We start from the raw sequence: 17,681 nt of genomic DNA on the forward strand, positions 1-17,681 counted from the left end.
GACAGCGGGTGTTTGAGAAGCTGAAACCATCGGGTTCATCCTTGTTGTCTTTGTTTGAGCAGGGGCAGCAAGCCACCTGCATCGACCATGTCCATCAAAAAATCGGGAATCGGTGCACAAGCCAGCGCCTGGCCATTGGCGCGAATCACCACAGGTGTGTCACCTTCAAATCGCAAAGCCACACGCTCGCCTTCTTCGATCTTGTCGGCCTCGGGGCAGGTCAGCAGCAACAGGCCCAGGTTGAAAGCGTTGCGAAAATACAGGCCGCTGTACGATGGCGCGATCACCGCCGCCAGCCCCAGGTGCCGCAGCACACCTGCGGCCTGCTCGCGTGAAGAACCGATGCCGAAGTTGGCCCCAGCCACGATCACGTCGCCCTCTTTCACGCCCGAAGCGAAATCGCTGCGCACGGCCTCCAGGCAATGCCAGCCGATCACTTCCAGACCGTGCTTCATGTAAGCGCCGGGTGCCAGCGCATCGGTGTCCACATCAGCACCCACACGCCAAACACTTGCGTTGCTAAAGTTGCGGGGGTTCATGCCAGCACCTCGCGTGCATCGCTAATGTGCCCGCGCAAGGCCGAAGCCGCCACGGTGTAGGGGGATGCCAAATACACGTTGACGCTCGCCGGGCCCATGCGGCCCTTGAAGTTGCGGGCGGTGGTGGAGATCACGGTAGAGCCTTCGGGAAAAGTCGCGCCATAACCTGCACACGCGCCGCAGCTGTTGGGCAACACAGTGGCCCCGGCGTCCAGCAAGGTTTGCATCACGCCTTCTTCCGTGGCCTGCGCTTGTTCACGGGCACTGGCCGGGGCCACCATGAGCTGTACCCCGGCCGCCACACGCTGGCCCTTGAGCACCGACGCGGCAGCGCGCAGGTCTTCGAGCTTGGCGCCGGTGCAAGCACCGATGTAAGCGATGCTTGGTCGAATGTCTGAAAAATCGGCCACGTCACGCGTGTTGGCCGGGCTGTGTGGCGCGGCCACTTGGGGGCTGAGACTGCTGGCATCAAAGCTGTGCTGTTCAAACTCAGCGTCTTCGTCGGTACACCATTGCTCGGCACCGGCCAGCTTGTCAGCCGAAATTCCGATGGATTTCAAATGCGCCAACGTCGTGGCATCGGCGGCAATCAGGCCCGCCTGCGCGCCCATTTCTGCACTCATGTTAGAGAGCGTCATGCGCTCGGCCATGCTCAACGCCTGCACGGCGGGTCCGGCAAATTCCACCGCCTGGTATTGCCCACCGTTCATGCCAAAGCGGCCAATCATGTGCAGCATCATGTCCTTGGCCGACACACCGCGCTGCAGTCGGCCGCTCCAGTGCATGCGCAAGGTGCGCGGCACCTGCACCCAAATTTGGCCGGTGACGCACACGCCCAGCATTTCGGTAGCGCCGATGCCAAACATATAGCAGCCAAAGGCACCGCCCGTGGGCGAATGCGAGTCACCGCCCACGCAAAACATGCCGGGCTTCAAATGACCCCGCTCGGGCAGCACCACATGGCAAATGCCTTCGCTGTCGATGACATGGGGCAGCTTCCATTGTTTGGCCGTGTCGCGCGCGATCTGCACGATCTGCTGCGCATCGGCGTCCTGTGCGGGCACGTAGTGGTCCAGCACCAGCACCACCTTGTTTTTGTCCCAGATCTCTGCACCCAGCTCGTCCAGCATGGGCTTGAGACGCCTGGGGCCAGACGAGTCATGGAACATGGCCAGGTCCACGTTGCAAGTCACCACCTCGCCCACCGCCACATGGCTGCGGCCTGCAGCATGGGCAATGAGTTTTTGCGCCAAGGTTTGCGGAAGGGTGGCACTCATTCGGGTTTCGCTCCGGCGTAATGCACCACGGCGCGCCAGCGCACGATTTCGCTATTGACAAAGCGGGCAAATTCTTCCGGGCTGTTGCCCACCGGTGTGGCCCCTTCGTTTTCGATACGGCGCTTCACTTCGGGCGATTGCACCGCAGCGCGCGCAGCATCGGCCAGCCGCTTCGTCAAATCCGGACCCATGCGGCCAGGGCCAAACAGGCCAAACCAGGCGCTGGATTCATAACCGGGCAAGCTCTCGCCAATCGCAGGCACATCGGGGAAAGTCGCCAAGCGCTTGGCACTGGTCACCCCCAAAGCTTTGAGCTTGCCGGCCTTGATATGGGATTGCACATTGCCAATGGCGGCAAACATCAGTTCGACCTGACCGGCCAACACGTCTTGCACCGCTGGTGCCGTGCCGCGGTAAGGGATGTTGACGATGTACACACCCGATTTCATCTTGAAAGCATCGCCTGCCATGTGCAATGAAGAGCCCATGGCACCAATGGCGAAATTCAGTTGCCCCGGTTTGGCTTTGGCCAAAGCAATCAACTCGGCCACACTCTTGACCGGTAATTTGGGGTGCGCCACCAACATCGACGGCGAGGTGGACACCATGGTCAGCGGTGTGAAGTCCTTGACCGGATCAAAAGGCAAACTCGGGTAAAGCGAAGCGTTGATGGCGTGGCTGGTGAAGCTCATGAGCAGGGTGTTGCCATCGGGCGGGGCCTTGGCCACGGCCTCTGCCGCCAAATTGCCACCCGCACCGGGTCGGTTTTCCACCACCACAATGCGCCCCAGTTGCGTGCCCAGCACCTGAGCCAGTGTGCGGGCCATGGTGTCCGTGGTGCCTCCTGCAGGTGCACCCACCAAAATCTTGATGGGCGGTTGCGTTTGTGCATTCGCCAAGCCTGAAGCAAACAGCCAGGCCACGGCTGTGGTCAGCATGAGGAATCGGCGAGAAAAGTCGATGCGGAATGTCATGGCAAAACGATTGAAATCCAAAATATCAATGACCTGTAACGATGTCACTCAGGTCTGCAAAACATCACATGCCCAAGTAAGCTTGTCTCAGCGTGTCGCTGGCCAACAAGTCTGCCGGGGTGCCCGAAAAACGGATCAGGCCGTTTTCCATTACATAAGCACGGTCCGCAATGTCCAGCGACTGGCCCACGTTTTGCTCGACCAGTAAAATCGCCAGACCGCTGCTGCGCAGCTGAGAAATCAGGCCAAACATTTCTTCGACCAGCAGCGGCGACAAACCCAGTGAGGGTTCGTCCAAGATCAGCAAGCGCGGCTCGGCCATGAGGCCCCGGCCAATGGCCAGCATTTGCTGCTCGCCACCACTGAGCGTGCCCGCCAGCTGGGCCACACGCTCTTTCAGGCGCGGGAAGGTTTCATAAACCTTGTCCAGGTTGTGTGCCCGGCGCTCACGGCCCCGGGTGAAAGCCCCGAGTTCCAGGTTTTCATGCACGCTCAGGTTGGGGAACACCTTGCGGCCTTCGGGCACCTGAATGAGGCCGTGCAGCACCACCTTTTTGCTGTGCTGGCCGGTCAGATCATGCCCGTCAAACTGCACCTGGCCGGCGCGGGTGGCCACCAGGCCGCTGAGCGTGTGGTTGAGCGTGGTCTTGCCCGCGCCGTTGCTGCCCAAAAGCGCCACCAGCTCGCCTGGCATGACCTGCAAATCGACGCCGCGCAAGACCTCGACCGCGCCATAGCCCGACTTGAGGCCTTTCACATCCAGCAATGCTGTGCTCATGCCTGCACCTCTTTTTGACGGGCGGCGCTCTTTTGCAAACGCTCGGCCGTGCCGTGGCCCAGATAGGCCTCGACCACGGCTTTGTTGTTCGTCACCTCGGCCGGCGTGCCGTGGGCAATCAGCTGCCCCTGGGCCAGCACCCAGACCTCTTGCGCCAGGCTCATCACCGCCTGCATGACGTGCTCAATCATGAGCACCGTCACACCGCCCTGGGCAATGCCCTGCACCACCGGGATCATCTCGGCAATCTCTTGCGGGTTCAGGCCCGCCAGCACTTCGTCAAGCAGCAGCAGACGCGGGCGGGTGGCCAGCGCCCGGGCCAGCTCCAGCCGCTTGCGCCCAGCCACTGTCAGATCACTGGCCAGCTTGTCGAGTTGCGGTGTCAGGCCCACCTGCTGCGCCACCGACTCGGCAAAGTCGAGCGCCTGCGCACGGCCGGGCAAATGCAGGTGTGCACCCACCGCGATGTTTTCGCGCACGGTCTGCGCCGCAAAAGGCTGCACGATCTGGAAGGTGCGGGTCAGGCCCATGCGGGCATTCAGGTGCGGCGGCTGGCCGGTGATGTCTTGCCCGGCAAAGGCCACACGGCCCGTGTCGGGTTTGAGAAACCCCGACATGAGCGCAAACAAAGTGGTCTTGCCCGCGCCGTTGGGGCCGATCAGGGCGCTCAGGCGGCCTTCGGTCACCGACAGGCTCACGTTTTGCACGGCTTTCAGGCCGCCAAAGGATTTGCCCACGCCGTCGATTTGAAGCAGCGTGCTCATGATTTCTCTCCGTCGGACTTCTGGCCGCGCAGCCATTGCAACGGCGTGATGGCCCCCAGGCCCGCAATGCCCCGGGGCAGGAACATCACGATCAGGATCAGCACCGAACCGTAAATGACCATGTTGATGCCCGGCAACTGACCGAACAAATTGCGCGTGAGGTCGGCCAGAATGTGCAGGCTGACGGCCCCCAGCAGCGGCCCCCAGAGCGTGCCCAGGCCACCCACAATCGCACCCACCAAAGCTTCAACCGAGGTGTGCGAGCCAAAGGCGATGCCCGGATCGATGTATTGGAAAACCTGCACATAAAACGCACCGCCTGCGCCCATGAGGCCACCCGACAGAATGGTGGCGACCAGCTTGACGCTGAAGGGGTTGACGCCAATGGCGCGGGCTGCATCTTCGTTGTCGCGCACAGCCTGCAGGTATGCGCCAAAGCGCGAGTGGCGCAGCCAGGCGGTGACGCACAGGGCCAGCGTGACCAGGCCCAGCATGAGCCAGATGAAACCAGCACGGCTGCCAAACTGCATGTTGGCGGCCGACTCCCGGAGCGGCAGCATCAGGCCCACACCCGCACCGGTGAACGGCACCGACGTGGCCACGATGCGGAACACCTCGGCAAAGGCCAGCGTGACCAGCGCAAAGTAAGAACCCTTGAGCCCGTAGCGGAACGAGGCCGCGCCCACAAAAGCGCCCACACCCGCCGCAAAAGCCATGGCCAGCGGCAAAGCCACCCAGGGGCTCAAGCCCCACTGCATTTGCGCAATGGCCTGCAAATAAGCACCCGTGCCAAAAAACAATGCATGGCCGAACGAAAACTGACCACCAAAACCGCCCAGCACGTTCCAGGCTTGCGACAGCAAACAGGCGTACAAAGCGGTCATGACGAAGTTGAGCATCACGCCCGACTGCGTAAAAAAAGGCACCGCGCCGACCAACAGCACAAACAGCGCAATGTTGCGAAAGTCTTTCATGCCTTCGCTCCAAAAAAACCTTGTGGCCTGAGCAAAAGCACCACAATGAAAATCACAAAAATGCCGACTTGACCCAGCGATTCGCCCAGCAGCAAACCGCCCAGCGACTCGACCACACCAATCAGCAAACCGCCCAGCAAGGCGCCAGCAAAACTGCCCATACCGCCCAGCACCACGATGGTGAAAGCCACCAGCACAAAACCATTGCCCACCTGCGGGTTGACGTAATAGGCCGGCATCAAAAAGCAAGCCGCAGCGCCCAGACTGGCCAGCCCCAGGCCAAAACACATGGCGTAGACATGGTCCACATCGATGCCCATCAATCGGGCCCCCTGCTTTTCTTTGGACACGGCGCGGATGGCGCGACCCAGATCGGTTTTTTGCACGATGAGCAGCATCACGGCCGACACCACCAAGGCCCCACCAAAGGCCACCAGCTTGGGCAGCGCGATGAAAGCCGGGCCGATCTCCACCGTGGTCAGGGTGTAGGCCGTGTCAATGGTGCGGGTATCGGACTTGAAGAACAACAGCGCCAGGTTTTCGAGCACGATGGACACGCCCAGCGTGACCAACAAAATGTTTTCATCCTTGCCATGGCTGGCGCGGTTGATGACGCCGCGTTGCAGCGCATAACCCAGCACAAACATGGCAGGCACCATGATCGGCAGGGCCAAATAGGGATCGACCCCGAGCTTTTCCTTGAGCATGTACACGCCATACAGCGCCACCATCAAAGCCGCGCCGTGCGCGAAATTGATGATGTGCAACACGCCATAAATCAGTGTGAGGCCCAGCGCAATCAGTGCATAGACGGCACCGGTGGTGATGCCGTTGAGCAAAGAGGGGAACAGGATGTTCAGGTCAAGCATCGGGGAGCCCTGGCGATCAGCCCTTGAGCGGGAAGACGGGTTCGACTTCGCGGTAATCGCGGGGCACGATCACCTTGATGTCGCCTTTGTAGACCTGGGTCATCAAAGGCTGCGCGCCCATATTCTGGCCGTTGACAAACTGGGTCGGGCCGTACGGCATGATGTGGTTGGCAAACTTGCTGGAGGCCAGTGCGTCGGTGATGGCTGCGCGGTCAGGCGACTTGGCGCGTTCGATCGCATCGGCCAGCAGCATCATGGCGGTGTAGGTCATGAACACTTCGTAGCTGAAGAACTGGCCTTGCGCTTCGACACGCTTTTTGAGTTCGGCTGAGCGCTTGTCTTTGGGGTTGAACCAGTGGTTGCAGTCGATGATCCCGTTGGCAGCCTCGGGGAATTCCTTGACGAACTTGTAGCTCGACGCTGCACCGCCCAACACCGAATAAATCGCTTTGGGCGTGATTTTTTGCTGCTGCAAGGTGCGCACCAGCAGAGCGTATTCGTTGTAATAGTTGGCCGGGATCAGGATGTCAGGATTGACCTGCCTGATGCGCAGCGCGATGTTATTGAAGTCACGCGTGGGGTTGGCGTGCTTGATGATTTCTTTAACCTCGTAGCCATAGCCGGGCAACTCTTTGGCCAGCAGTTGTGCGGTGCCGGTGCCAAACAGCGACTCTTCGTGCACGATCATCACAGTGCGGGCGGGCTTGCCAGCGGCGGTGTTCAGCGCGTGCAGGCTTGCCACAGCGACTTCGGCGCATTTCTTGTAGCCGGGGCCAAAGCGGAAGGTGTTTTTCAGGCCGCGTTCAACGATCTGATCGGCCACGCCGACATCCACCACATGGGGCAGGTTGTATTTGGCAGCCGCTTGCGTGGTGGCCAGGCAAATGGCCGAGGCGAATGCGCCGACAACGGCGCTCACACCCGCTTCGTTCATTTTCTCGATTTCGGCGGTGCCGGCTTGCGGGCTGGACTGCGCATCACCCAGCATGGCTTCGATTTTGGCGCCGCCCAGCGACTTGATGCCGCCGGCTTTGTTGATGTCTTCAATCGCCATCAGCGCGCCCATGCGGCACTGCTGGCCGGAATAAGCCAAGGCCCCCGTGACAGGGTGCAAAACGCCGACCTTGACAGGCTTGGGCTGTGCCCCGCCCACCAACGGAAATGCGAGTGCCGAAGCCGCAGCTGCGGACTGGCCCATGAAAGTGCGACGTGAGGTCATGAGAACATCCTTTATGAAGGTCAATGAAAGTTGGCGGACAGCTCTTGGCTTACCCACACCTTGGCATCGATGCTGCCAACGCGGGATAACTGCATTTGGTATTCGTACCGGTCCGGTCGGTACAAGCCATGCAACCATTGAACGGGACGGTCGTCCTCGTCGTAAATCAAGCGCCGCACCGCCAGCAAGGCCGATCCGACGGACACATCCAAATGTTGGGCCATGCCCACATCGGCCAGACGGGCCGAGATGGTTTGCTCGGCCCGGCCCACCTTGACGCCCGATTCTTCGAGCAGCACCAAAATGGGTTTTTGCGCCAGCTCGCGTTTGCCAAAGCCCGATGAAATCGCATCGGGCACCCAGGTGGTGATGTGCGACAAAGGGCCTTCCGGGGTGCTGCGCACGCGCTCAGCTTTTTGAACCATGGCTGTGGCGGGCAACCTCAACGCAGCCGCCACATCCACAGGCGCACGCATGTGCTCCACGCTCAGCACCTTGACCTTGGTGCGCATGCCCATGGTCACCAGGTTCTCCAGCAAACCCGTCAGCCGCGCTTGCTGACCCGAGGCCATGGTGGAAGCCTGCATCAGCACCTCTTGCGCGCGCGCCGTCACAGGCCGCGTGCCTCGCCCGGGCTCACGTTGAATCAGGCCTTCTTCGGCCAACTGCGACAAGGCACGGCGCACGGTGACACGCGCCACACCAAACTGGCCCATCAAGGCCAACTCACCGGGCAAACCGTCGTCAAAACGGCCTTCGCGCAATTGCTCGCGCAGCACCAGATAGATCTGGTGGTACTTCGGCAAAGGCAGATGGGCATCCATGACCGCCATGGTCAAACAGTCCCATTGTTCTGTCAATAGGACATTCAGGTCTTATGCATAGAACATTTGATCGGGGATTTCCCTAGGTGCCGTAAGGCGCGCACTCACACCCTTTCAAACAAGATCTGAAGCTGGGCCGAAGGGCCGCGTGCCGCTTGATCTCGCGGGGATACCGCCAGCTCTTCACTCACGCATACAGGACACGCAAATCCCGCTTGAGCAATTTACCACTCGGATTCTTGGGCAGCGCATCGGTGAACACCACTCGCTTGGGCGTTTTGAATCCGGCCATGTGCTGCGCGCAGTGCGCAATCACTGCCGCCTCGTCCAGGCTCTGTCCAGCTTTGACCACGATCACCGCCGTCACCGCTTCAACCCACTTGGCATCGGGCAAACCAATCACCGCCACTTCGCTCACCTGCGGTAAGCGGTAGATCATTTCTTCCACCTCGCGGCTGGCCACGTTTTCGCCGCCGGACTTGATCATGTCTTTCTTGCGGTCCACCACGGTGATGTAGCCCTCGTCGTCGATGATGCCCAGGTCGCCACTGTGGAACCAATCACCCTCAAACGCCGCCTTGGTGCGCTCGTCGTCATAAAAGTAGCCGAGCATCAAATGCGGCGAGCGGTGCACGATTTCGCCCACCTCGCCCACGGCCACGTCCTGCATGTCGTCGTTGACCACCCGGGTCTCGACGTTGCGCACTGCCTTGCCGCAGGAGCCGGCTTTGCGCAGCTGGTCGTCGGGGCCGAGCAGGGTGGCCAGCGGCGCGATTTCCGTCTGGCCATACAGGTTCCACAGCCGCACTTTGGGCAGACGTGCCGCCAACTCTTTGAGCACCTCGACCGGCATGATGGACGCGCCGTAATAGCCCTTGGCCAGTTGGGCGAGCTTGTCCGGGTCCAGCAAGGGCGAGCGCAGCAGCGCGATCCACACCGTGGGTGGCGCAAAGAAGCTGGTGATGCCGAACTTTTCAATCATCGGCAGCAGGTTGTCGGGCGTAGGCTTGGACGTGATGACGTTGGTGCTGCCCATGTAAATGGCCGGGCCAAAAAACACATCAAGCTGGGCACAGTGGTACAGCGGCAGCGCGTGCAGGGCCACATCGGCCTCGGCGATTTCGGCGTCGATCACACAGCTGACGTATTGCCACATGACCGCATCGTGTGTGAGCTGCGCGCCTTTGGGCGACGACTCGGTGCCGCTGGTGTAAACAATCTGCGCCACGTCGTAGCTGCCCAGCTGCAAATCGGGGAGCGCATTGCTGCAGGTGGCCAGCACGTCAAAGCTGTGCATGCCCGCCACCAGCTCGCTCGGGTCTTCGGACGGCAGCCAGATGAACTGCTGCACTTGGGTGTCGAGCTTGGCGGCGGCCTGCGCCAGCTCGGCCAGTCCGCTGTCGGTGGCGAGTGTTTTGGCACCTGCGTGACGCAGGATGTAAGCCACCTCTTCGGCCTTGAGCATGAAGTTGATCGGCACCATGACCGCGCCCCGGCGGGCCAGCGCAAAGCGCAGTGCGGCAAAACCATGCGAGTTGCGCGCCAGCACCGCCACTTTGTCGCCCTCGGCCACGCCGATGCTGGCCAAGCCTGCGGCCAGGCGCGTGACCAGTGCGTCGAATTCGGCATAGGTCCAGCTTGTCGCACCACACACGATGCCGGTCTTGGCAGGCAAACGAATCGCGGTGCGGCGCAGGGCATCGGCGATGGTCTGGCGGCGAACGGCGGGATGGATGGCGGATGTGGAAGAGAGGGACATGTTCAGGGTTCCTGCGTGGCTATGATTGGGAGATTCAACACCAGACCCGCGAGATTTCCATTGGCACTTCCACCACCCTCCCCCCGAAAACTGTCACATACGCGAACCGTGGTCTACCAAGGCTATGACCGCGAAGACGGCCTGTGGGACATCGAAGCCGAATTGACCGACGTCAAGACCTACGGGTTTCAGGTGCCCAACGAGCGCCCCTTTCCAGCCAACGAGCCGATTCACCACCTGAAAATACGCGTCACGCTGGACAACAAAATGGCGATCCAGGACATCGCCACCTCCATGGACGACATCCCCCATCCCGAATGCGCCAGTGCACCGCATGGCATGCACAAACTGATTGGCTGCACCATGGGCCCGGGCTGGCGCAAGGTCATCAACGAACATGTGGGCGGCACCGAGGGCTGCACCCATCTGCGCGAGATGCTGTTCAACATGGCTACGGCCGCCTACCAAACCTTGCCTGCAGGCCAGTGGCATCGTCGCGATCAGGCAGGTCAGCCACAGCCAGAAATCACCAAACCGCCCTATCACTTGGGGCAATGCCACAGCTGGGCATTTGACAGCCCGACGGTTCAAAGGGCTTATCCGATGTTTTACAGACCCAAGGCGGCTGAGGGCTCTTGATCAAGCCAGATTGGCACTCCATGAAACCCTCGGCAGCACTGGCAGCACACCGAAGCCAAATACGCGACATCGTTCTGGCCCACAGAGCAGTGAATGCACGCGTTTTTGGCTCTGTCGTGCATCGATCGGACACTGAAGACAGTAATCTGGACATCTTGGTGGACACCACTGACAACACCACCTTGTTTGACCTGGGCGCAATTCGCTACAAACTCCGCCACTTGCTCGGTGTACCCGTCGATGTGCTGACGCCAGGATTTGCCTATGACATGCGCAACTTGCCGGCACACGGCTATTACAAAGTGGACATGGGCATCGTCTGAAAAACTATTGAGCGCGATTTGCCTTACCTGCATGAGCAAGTCACTCTGGCCAGGAATGACATCAGCGTTTAACCCTGCAATCGCTGCTGCACACGCTATTCAAAATAGACAGCCAAACGACTGTCTGACTCCCGTTCTCATCGCCTGAAAAGCCCTACTCAATGGGAAAGATCGTCTTCGCTTTATTAATGACAGTTATTGCGACAGCATTTATGTCACAATAACCTCATGACCACCACTTACTCCATAGACCAGCTTTGCGCACTGACCGATTTGCCCAAGCGCACGGTCCGCTACTACATGCAGATGGGATTGGTGGACCGCCCCGTGGGCGAGACCCGGGCTGCGCATTACACGCCAGTGCATCTGGGCCAGCTCATGCAAATCCGCAAGTTGGCCGACTCAGGGGTGTCGTTGGAGCGCATCCGCGCTGTCATGGCCGGAGGGGAATCGCCCGTAGCTGAACGCCAACAACAGCCCGGCAGCATCCGCGTGCGCAGCCATGTGTTCATCGCGCCTGGGGTGGAACTGCAAATCGATCCGCAAGAAGCTGGCTTGTCGCCCGAACAACTCCGCGCCTTTGTGCGCACCGTCATGACTGCATGGGAAAACAAAAATGAGCAATGAAGTGATGGGCCTCAAAAGCCGCGATGACGACCAAGCCGTCGCCCTGCAATCGGTGCAGGCCCAAGGCCAACTGCAAGGCCTGATGCTGCGCATGAAGCTGCGGCAGGTTTACCGCAACTCCACCAGCGACAACCTCGAATGCGTCTACACCTTCCCGCTGGCCTGGGGCAGCGTGCTGCTTGGCATGGCGGTCGAACTCAACGGCAAACGCATGACCGGCACCGTGGTCGAAAAGAAAGAAGCCGAAACCACCTACGAAAAAGCCATCCAGTCCGGCGACTTGCCCGTGATGCTGGAGCGCTCGGGCAAGGACCTCTACACCGCCAACCTGGGCAACATACTGCCCGGCGACGAGGTGGTGATCGAGCTGGAATACGCCCAACTGCTCAAGCTGGAGGGCGGCATGCTGCGTTTGAGTCTGCCCACAACCATCGCCCCGCGCTATGGCAACGAACACAGCCAAGGCGGTCTGGCCCCGCACCAGACCACCGCCAGCAGTCCATTGGCCGAATACCGACTGCATGTGTCGCTCGACATCGCCAACCCGTTGGCCCAAGGCACCATCACCAGCCCCTCACATGGCGTGCAGCGAGTCAAACACCAAAATGGCGTGATGGTCAAACTGCAAGACAAAGCCTGGCTGGACCGCGACTTTGTGCTGACCATCCACGGCCTGAAAGACATGGCCTTTGCCATGGCCAGCGCCGATGCGACGCAACCCGGCCAATACACCCTGCTGACGAGCGCGACCGCACATTGGGATGCGGCCCAGACACCGCCCGCCAAACTGCGCATGAAAGTGCTGGTGGACGGCTCCGGCTCCATGCAAGGCGACAGCAACGAACAAGCCCGGGATGCACTGGACTGGCTATTCCATCAACTCGAGATGGACGACAAAGTGTCCTTGACCCGTTTTGGGAACCATCCGCTGCATGTGCTGCCCCGGCTTCAACGTTGCACTGAGGCTTATCAACGCCGCCTGCGATCAGAAGCGCGCAACCTCAAAGCCGACTTTGGCGGCACAGAAATGGATAAGGCGCTTGAAGCTGTGATTCGGGTCACGTCAGAAGACGATCGCCAATTAGAAGGTGCCAGCATCCTGCTCATCACCGATGGTGAAGTCTGGAACATTGAAAACATCGTAGCCACCGTACGCCAGTCCGGCCACCGACTGTTTGCGCTGGGTGTGGGCAGTGCCCCGGCCGAAAGCCTGCTGCGCGAGCTGGCCGAAGTCAGCGGCGGCGCCTGCGAAATGGTTAGCCCCAAGCAAAGCATGCAACAAGCCGTGGCCCGTTTGCTCGATCGCATGCGCCACGCCTGTTCCATCCAGTGCAGCGTGGAAAGCGATGCCGAACTGATCTACCAGTCGCCCAGCCCACACCAGATCACCCAAGGCGACACCATTCACCAATGGGCACAAGTGAGCAGCAAACCCATTGCCGCCCCCAGACAGCGGTGGACACTGACAGAAAAAATAGTCCGTCAACAGGCCGAAAGCCTGATGTGGGACGAAGCAGGCATCTTGCCCCGCCTGTGCGCCGCACAACGTTTACTGGACACCAGCGACTTGCAGCTTCAGCGTACATTGGCATTGCAATACCAACTGGTCACGCCCCACACCAACTTCATCTTGGTGCACCAACGTGCCGAAGGTGAAAAAGCACAAGAGCTGCCTTTGCTGCAACAACTGGCGCAGATGCAGGCGGCGGGAGTTGGTGGTAACGGGACAGTTATTCAGGATTCGCTCAGCAGTTTCGATTCGTCAAATTATTCAATGCTGGTCAATCAATCCTGCTCAATGGATGTGTCTGAGAGACTCAACACCCACGTTACCAATAGCAATACCCCAGCCCTTTGGCGGTATAGCAGAACAAGTGCAGCAGGCAGGGTTGATGGCATGGCCAATGCAGGCATGGATGACATCGAGATTCCAGCATTCCTGCGAAAGCACGCCGATGGCGATGACATGGATGAAATTCTTCGCAAAGCTCGTGAGCGTAATGAAGCAAAAGCGCAACGCGCCGATTCAGCGCCCCCCCCCGAAGATGACGACTATTGGAAGAAACAACGCGAATACACATTCAACAACTCGCTCGTCCAATTGTCCGAAGTGCTGAAAACATTGGATGATCCAGCCAACCCATTGACTGACATGCTGCAAATATTCAATGAGCAGGCCTACGGCAACCGAACGTTCAGAGCAGCCTTGTCTGTAACACTGCGTTCATCGAATACAAGCTTCATGTCTGGTTTCGTTTTGCATCACGCCAAAGCATTGGGAAGCCCTGCCATGGTTTGGGCGGTATTGTTGTTGTGGTTGGCGGATGAAAAAGGATTGCCGTTAGACCGGCATGCGCGAAGGCTGCTGCAATCCGAAGTCACAAATCTTAAAACGACAGAAATAAATCAATTGACATTTATTCTGAGCAACTTGCCATGAATCGGTAAAACGGCCATCGAAAAAATCACACCATAGAGCCAATCGATAATCAACTAGCCACATCTAAGGAAGCAAGTTGACCAATAAGATTTTCTCTGTTATCATTAAAATAAAAATGATCAATTTCCGTATCAAAAAAATGTTTAAATTTTTAGCTGCTTCATTAATGTATTTGCTCTGCGTCTCAGGCACATATGCAGGTTACTTGGTACAAGGTCCTGTGAAGGCGGAAGACTGCTATGACTTAGGAATAAAAATCTGTTCCACAAAAACTGTGACAGAGGTAAGGAAGGACGGACGCAGATTCGAAATAGCTAACTATTTTGAAGATGTATCTTCACATGATGCTTCTCGTAGGATGTGTTGGATAAACACTAAGTCAAGGGGCTTAGGGTTTTTGTCACTTGGTATAAATTCTCTAACTCAGCCTGAGTTTTGGGGTTATGATAAAAGTGGCAAATACGTAAAAATTGACGCTGACAACATCTATTTTAAATGCATTAAACAATAAGGAGAATAATGTGAGTAATCAATTTTTACTTGGTGCTGTTATTGCAATGTCAGCGAGTGTGCTTTTAATTATCTACTCAGGACATGCAAATCAGCACGGCTTGATGCAAGGCACATACTTTCAAAGTGGTAAAGCAATGCTTCTTGGTTGGCTTGGATTGTTGGCATCTATATTAATTTGCTTTTTCAAAACAGGGACATGGGATCTTTTGATTGCTGTTGCACTCTCATACTTTTTATCAATTCCAATTTTGCTTTCATGGTTTCGCGAAAAGGTTCAAATAATGTCCTTGATTGGTTTGCCAGCAGGCTTATACTTGCTATTAACAACGAATAATTGAGATGAAATATTATTTCTCTATTTGAATGTTTTTTTCTTAATTTACTGCTTTTGCTAAGCCGCCGCAAAATATAATGAAAAACTCTGAAAAATTAGCCACTACCTCAAGGGCTCAGAGGAGGACGTGCTGCATGCGCTGCTGTGCGAAGCGAGCTACAGCATGCGCTAGCTGCTGCGGATAATCGTCAAGAAAGGCCTTGGCTTTTTGTTGCGCCTGTTGCAGGCGAGCAGTTTGGCGGGCTTGTTTGAGAAATTGACCAAAATAATCGGCAGTAACGAACTGCAAAACTCAGATCAGTGCTAGGTGCTGGCTTGAGATGCATTTTGCAGGAACGACTATTTATGAAATATTTCAATTTTTATTGCTTTAATACAAAATGAAATTTAATATTTTCAATTTAAAATCAAAGAAAATAATATTTACATTGATTACACTTTCATCACTTAATGCAACAGCAGGCTGGGATGAAATTGATTGGAAATCGTGTGGTCCTAATACTATCTCTAGACGGTTGAAGCTAGCCACCGACAGCAAGGGGTTTTGGATAAGTCAATACATCGATCTTGAATTCATTCTAGAAACAAATGCTCATCTACACGAAGAGTACAAAGCTGATTGTATTTACAGTCGCGGCTCCGAACAAAAAAAGCTAGGGTGCATCCTTCAATTAGAAAATCAGTTACGAAACATTTCTCGATGCCTTGATCATGCCCAAAAAATGTGTGCTTTATACGGTGGTCGTTGTTAAAAATTAAACTTTAACCGCTTGATAACAGAGCACCCTAGACAGCCATAGCAGAACCATTGAATCACCACCTGCGATAATTCCCCCTCCCCAGCGCCCCAAGCGCTTTCCTCAACAGCCTCTGGATCTACACCATGAACCGCTGCACTCTGGCCCTTCACGGGCGTGCTTTGCTTTGCCTTGACTTCATCACCTCCGTGAACACCGTGGAGGCCGCATGAGCAAGAAGGTCTTCATCAAAACCTTTGGCTGCCAGATGAACGAGTACGACTCGGACAAGATGGCCGATGTGCTGGGCGCGGCCCAGGGCTATGAGCCCACGCAGGACGTGGACGAGGCCGATCTGATTTTGTTCAACACCTGCTCGGTGCGCGAGAAGGCGCAAGAAAAAGTGTTCAGCGATCTCGGCCGGGTGCAGCACCTGAAAGCCAAGGGCGTGCTGATTGGCGTGGGCGGCTGCGTGGCCAGCCAGGAAGGCGCCGAGATCATCAAGCGTGCGCCTTATGTGGACGTGGTGTTTGGCCCACAGACCCTGCACCGCCTGCCCGAGCTGCTGGCCGAGCGCGAGCGCAAGCAGCGCCCGCAGGTGGACATCAGCTTCCCCGAGATTGAAAAGTTTGACCACCTGCCGCCCGCCAAGGTGGACGGAGCCACCGCCTTTGTGTCGATCATGGAAGGTTGCAGCAAATATTGCAGCTACTGCGTGGTGCCCTACACACGGGGCGAAGAGGTGTCACGGCCGTTTGACGACGTGCTGGTCGAGGTGGCGGGGCTGGCCGCGCAGGGCGTGAAAGAGATCACCCTGCTGGGCCAGAACGTGAACGCTTACCGGGGCAGGATGGGCGGCAACACCATCACAAACAGCACAAGCGCTGTGGACATAGCCGACTTTGCGCTGCTGCTGGAATACGTGGCCGACATACCGGGCATCGAGCGCATCCGCTACGTGACCAGCCACCCCAACGAGTTCACGCAACGGCTGATCGACGCGTACGAAAAGATCCCCAAACTGGTGAGCCACCTGCACTTGCCGGTGCAGCACGGCTCGGACCGCATCTTGATGGCCATGAAGCGCGGCTACACCGCCATGGAATACAAGAGCACGATCCGCAAGCTGCGGGCGATCCGCCCCGACATGTCGCTCAGCAGCGATTTCATCGTGGGCTTTCCCGGCGAGACCGAGGACGACTTCAACAAGATGATGAAGCTGATCACCGATGTGGGTTTTGACACGAGTTTCAGCTTCATCTTCAGCCCCCGCCCCGGCACGCCGGCAGCCAACCTGCACGACGACACGCCGCACGCTGAAAAATTGCGCCGCCTGCACCACCTGCAAGCCACCATCGAAGAGAACGTGCAGCGCATCGGTGACAGCCGCGTGGGCACGGTGCAGCGCATTTTGGTGGAGCGCCCTTCACGCAAGGACGCCACCGAGCTGGCGGGCCGCACCGAATGCAACCGGGTGGTCAACTTCCCCGGTGGCCCCCACATGGACCGCCTGATCGGTCAGATGGCGGATGTGCGCATCACCCAAGGCCTGTCGCACTCACTGCGCGGCGAGTTGGTGATCAAGGACTGAAATATGTGGGAGGCCGCCCCTGCGGCCGAATGCGTGCCGAGCCCATGCAGACATTCGCGAGCGGGGGCTCGCTCCTACAAAAGACCCTGAAATTCAAGACTCGCGGCCGATTTCTCGGATGTAGCGGCGGTAGTCCCCGTGCGGAATGGGGGTGCAGCCATCAAAAGGGTGGTTGTAAACATAGGTCTGCACCGGTTGGCCTTGCAACGGCCCACCGAGCACAGTCACGGCTTCGCGCCAGTATTGAGATGCGGCGCGGTCGCCGTGCACCAGGCCTTCCACCACATCCAGTCGGGCCAAGTGCGCGTCATCGACTTCATAGACTTCGCCCGTGACCGTTCCATTGCCCGTGGACAGGTCCAGCAGCAGGCCGGGAAAACGCCCCACATCGACCAAGCGACCCGGCACTTGGGCCGCGCCCACAAAGCGCGCGCCGTGCATTTCAGCCTCGAGGCGCAAACCGGGCATCAGCGTGCCGTAAATGAAGAGAAGCGTCATGG

At 58.0% G+C, this 17,681-nt stretch carries 19 protein-coding genes; 7 read left to right on the top strand and 12 right to left on the bottom strand.

All coding sequences use genetic code 11. The annotated features are described in order from the left end of the window. Nucleotides 1-35: 35 nt before the first annotated feature. The 10 genes from B9Z33_RS14960 to B9Z33_RS15005 all read right to left on the bottom strand — a co-directional run bounded on the left by B9Z33_RS14960 (nucleotide 36) and on the right by B9Z33_RS15005 (nucleotide 9,977). Complete coding sequence (locus B9Z33_RS14960) at nucleotides 36-539, bottom strand: 3-isopropylmalate dehydratase (RefSeq protein WP_108287770.1); 504 nt, start codon at nucleotides 537-539, stop codon at nucleotides 36-38. After that, complete coding sequence (locus B9Z33_RS14965) at nucleotides 536-1,816, bottom strand: 3-isopropylmalate dehydratase large subunit (protein WP_108287771.1); 1,281 nt, start codon at nucleotides 1,814-1,816, stop codon at nucleotides 536-538. The genes B9Z33_RS14960 and B9Z33_RS14965 overlap by 4 nt, the downstream gene beginning before the upstream one ends. After that, nucleotides 1,813-2,790: a tripartite tricarboxylate transporter substrate binding protein gene (locus B9Z33_RS14970; RefSeq protein WP_108287932.1), complete on the bottom strand. Its 978-nt coding sequence runs from the start codon at nucleotides 2,788-2,790 to the stop codon at nucleotides 1,813-1,815. Before B9Z33_RS14970 ends, B9Z33_RS14965 begins: the two co-directional genes overlap by 4 nt. 64 nt (nucleotides 2,791-2,854) lie before the next feature. After that, a complete protein-coding gene (locus B9Z33_RS14975; protein WP_108287772.1) occupies nucleotides 2,855-3,568 on the bottom strand; it encodes an ABC transporter ATP-binding protein in 714 nt (237 codons plus the stop codon). Next, on the bottom strand, nucleotides 3,565-4,332 hold the full coding sequence (locus B9Z33_RS14980; protein ID WP_369916759.1) for an ABC transporter ATP-binding protein: 768 nt from the start codon (nucleotides 4,330-4,332) through the stop codon (nucleotides 3,565-3,567). Before B9Z33_RS14980 ends, B9Z33_RS14975 begins: the two co-directional genes overlap by 4 nt. Beyond that, on the bottom strand, nucleotides 4,329-5,306 hold the full coding sequence (locus B9Z33_RS14985) for a branched-chain amino acid ABC transporter permease (RefSeq protein ID WP_108287773.1): 978 nt from the start codon (nucleotides 5,304-5,306) through the stop codon (nucleotides 4,329-4,331). Before B9Z33_RS14985 ends, B9Z33_RS14980 begins: the two co-directional genes overlap by 4 nt. Then, nucleotides 5,303-6,175: a branched-chain amino acid ABC transporter permease gene (locus B9Z33_RS14990; protein WP_108287774.1), complete on the bottom strand. Its 873-nt coding sequence runs from the start codon at nucleotides 6,173-6,175 to the stop codon at nucleotides 5,303-5,305. Before B9Z33_RS14990 ends, B9Z33_RS14985 begins: the two co-directional genes overlap by 4 nt. A 16-nt stretch (nucleotides 6,176-6,191) precedes the next feature. Continuing rightward, nucleotides 6,192-7,394: an ABC transporter substrate-binding protein gene (locus B9Z33_RS14995; RefSeq protein WP_108287775.1), complete on the bottom strand. Its 1,203-nt coding sequence runs from the start codon at nucleotides 7,392-7,394 to the stop codon at nucleotides 6,192-6,194. Between the two features lie 20 nt (nucleotides 7,395-7,414). Beyond that, nucleotides 7,415-8,218 (bottom strand): GntR family transcriptional regulator, encoded by an 804-nt coding sequence (locus B9Z33_RS15000; protein ID WP_199220379.1) that lies wholly within the window; start codon nucleotides 8,216-8,218, stop codon nucleotides 7,415-7,417. Between the two features lie 187 nt (nucleotides 8,219-8,405). After that, nucleotides 8,406-9,977, bottom strand: coding sequence for an acyl-CoA synthetase (locus B9Z33_RS15005; protein WP_199220364.1), 1,572 nt, complete (start codon nucleotides 9,975-9,977; stop codon nucleotides 8,406-8,408). Between the two features lie 108 nt (nucleotides 9,978-10,085). On the opposite strand from B9Z33_RS15005, the gene B9Z33_RS15010 reads away from it, so the two are divergent. The 6 genes from B9Z33_RS15010 (at nucleotide 10,086) to B9Z33_RS15495 (ending at nucleotide 14,857) form a co-directional block, all read left to right on the top strand. Next, nucleotides 10,086-10,616, top strand: coding sequence for a DUF2889 domain-containing protein (locus B9Z33_RS15010; protein ID WP_108287776.1), 531 nt, complete (start codon nucleotides 10,086-10,088; stop codon nucleotides 10,614-10,616). Nucleotides 10,617-10,636: 20 nt separating this feature from the next. After that, complete coding sequence (locus tag B9Z33_RS15015; protein ID WP_108287936.1) at nucleotides 10,637-10,939, top strand: nucleotidyltransferase family protein; 303 nt, start codon at nucleotides 10,637-10,639, stop codon at nucleotides 10,937-10,939. A 228-nt stretch (nucleotides 10,940-11,167) separates the two neighbouring features. Continuing rightward, complete coding sequence (locus tag B9Z33_RS15020; RefSeq protein WP_108287777.1) at nucleotides 11,168-11,566, top strand: helix-turn-helix domain-containing protein; 399 nt, start codon at nucleotides 11,168-11,170, stop codon at nucleotides 11,564-11,566. Then, nucleotides 11,556-14,006 (top strand): VIT and VWA domain-containing protein, encoded by a 2,451-nt coding sequence (locus B9Z33_RS15025; protein ID WP_108287778.1) that lies wholly within the window; start codon nucleotides 11,556-11,558, stop codon nucleotides 14,004-14,006. The genes B9Z33_RS15020 and B9Z33_RS15025 overlap by 11 nt, the downstream gene beginning before the upstream one ends. 76 nt (nucleotides 14,007-14,082) lie before the next feature. Continuing rightward, nucleotides 14,083-14,517 (top strand): hypothetical protein, encoded by a 435-nt coding sequence (locus B9Z33_RS15490; RefSeq protein WP_146183872.1) that lies wholly within the window; start codon nucleotides 14,083-14,085, stop codon nucleotides 14,515-14,517. Nucleotides 14,518-14,527: 10 nt separating this feature from the next. Next, nucleotides 14,528-14,857 (top strand): hypothetical protein, encoded by a 330-nt coding sequence (locus B9Z33_RS15495; protein WP_146183873.1) that lies wholly within the window; start codon nucleotides 14,528-14,530, stop codon nucleotides 14,855-14,857. Between the two features lie 111 nt (nucleotides 14,858-14,968). Here the strand turns inward: B9Z33_RS15495 and B9Z33_RS15555 are convergent, their stop codons facing one another. Then, nucleotides 14,969-15,142 (bottom strand): hypothetical protein, encoded by a 174-nt coding sequence (locus tag B9Z33_RS15555; RefSeq protein ID WP_158270226.1) that lies wholly within the window; start codon nucleotides 15,140-15,142, stop codon nucleotides 14,969-14,971. 677 nt (nucleotides 15,143-15,819) lie between these two features. On the opposite strand from B9Z33_RS15555, the gene miaB reads away from it, so the two are divergent. Continuing rightward, nucleotides 15,820-17,181: a tRNA (N6-isopentenyl adenosine(37)-C2)-methylthiotransferase MiaB gene (miaB, locus tag B9Z33_RS15030; protein ID WP_108287779.1), complete on the top strand. Its 1,362-nt coding sequence runs from the start codon at nucleotides 15,820-15,822 to the stop codon at nucleotides 17,179-17,181. Nucleotides 17,182-17,274: 93 nt separating this feature from the next. Here the strand turns inward: miaB and B9Z33_RS15035 are convergent, their stop codons facing one another. Further along, nucleotides 17,275-17,679, bottom strand: a complete 405-nt coding sequence (locus B9Z33_RS15035; protein WP_108287780.1) for a gamma-glutamylcyclotransferase — start codon at nucleotides 17,677-17,679, stop codon at nucleotides 17,275-17,277. Between the last annotated feature and the right edge of the window lie 2 nt (nucleotides 17,680-17,681).

Source organism: Limnohabitans sp. T6-20 (assembly GCF_003063505.1).
Lineage (GTDB): Bacteria > Pseudomonadota > Gammaproteobacteria > Burkholderiales > Burkholderiaceae_C > Limnohabitans_A.

Coding starts and splice junctions, on each gene's coding strand:
- B9Z33_RS14960 (WP_108287770.1), bottom strand. CDS start 539: ATGAACCCCCGCAACTTTAGCAACGCAAGTGTTTGGCGTGTGGGTGCT.
- B9Z33_RS14965 (WP_108287771.1), bottom strand. CDS start 1,816: ATGAGTGCCACCCTTCCGCAAACCTTGGCGCAAAAACTCATTGCCCAT.
- B9Z33_RS14970 (WP_108287932.1), bottom strand. CDS start 2,790: ATGACATTCCGCATCGACTTTTCTCGCCGATTCCTCATGCTGACCACA.
- B9Z33_RS14975 (WP_108287772.1), bottom strand. CDS start 3,568: ATGAGCACAGCATTGCTGGATGTGAAAGGCCTCAAGTCGGGCTATGGC.
- B9Z33_RS14980 (WP_369916759.1), bottom strand. CDS start 4,332: ATGAGCACGCTGCTTCAAATCGACGGCGTGGGCAAATCCTTTGGCGGC.
- B9Z33_RS14985 (WP_108287773.1), bottom strand. CDS start 5,306: ATGAAAGACTTTCGCAACATTGCGCTGTTTGTGCTGTTGGTCGGCGCG.
- B9Z33_RS14990 (WP_108287774.1), bottom strand. CDS start 6,175: ATGCTTGACCTGAACATCCTGTTCCCCTCTTTGCTCAACGGCATCACC.
- B9Z33_RS14995 (WP_108287775.1), bottom strand. CDS start 7,394: ATGACCTCACGTCGCACTTTCATGGGCCAGTCCGCAGCTGCGGCTTCG.
- B9Z33_RS15000 (WP_199220379.1), bottom strand. CDS start 8,218: ATGGATGCCCATCTGCCTTTGCCGAAGTACCACCAGATCTATCTGGTG.
- B9Z33_RS15005 (WP_199220364.1), bottom strand. CDS start 9,977: ATGTCCCTCTCTTCCACATCCGCCATCCATCCCGCCGTTCGCCGCCAG.
- B9Z33_RS15015 (WP_108287936.1), top strand. CDS start 10,637: ATGAAACCCTCGGCAGCACTGGCAGCACACCGAAGCCAAATACGCGAC.
- B9Z33_RS15020 (WP_108287777.1), top strand. CDS start 11,168: ATGACCACCACTTACTCCATAGACCAGCTTTGCGCACTGACCGATTTG.
- B9Z33_RS15025 (WP_108287778.1), top strand. CDS start 11,556: ATGAGCAATGAAGTGATGGGCCTCAAAAGCCGCGATGACGACCAAGCC.
- miaB (WP_108287779.1), top strand. CDS start 15,820: ATGAGCAAGAAGGTCTTCATCAAAACCTTTGGCTGCCAGATGAACGAG.
- B9Z33_RS15035 (WP_108287780.1), bottom strand. CDS start 17,679: ATGACGCTTCTCTTCATTTACGGCACGCTGATGCCCGGTTTGCGCCTC.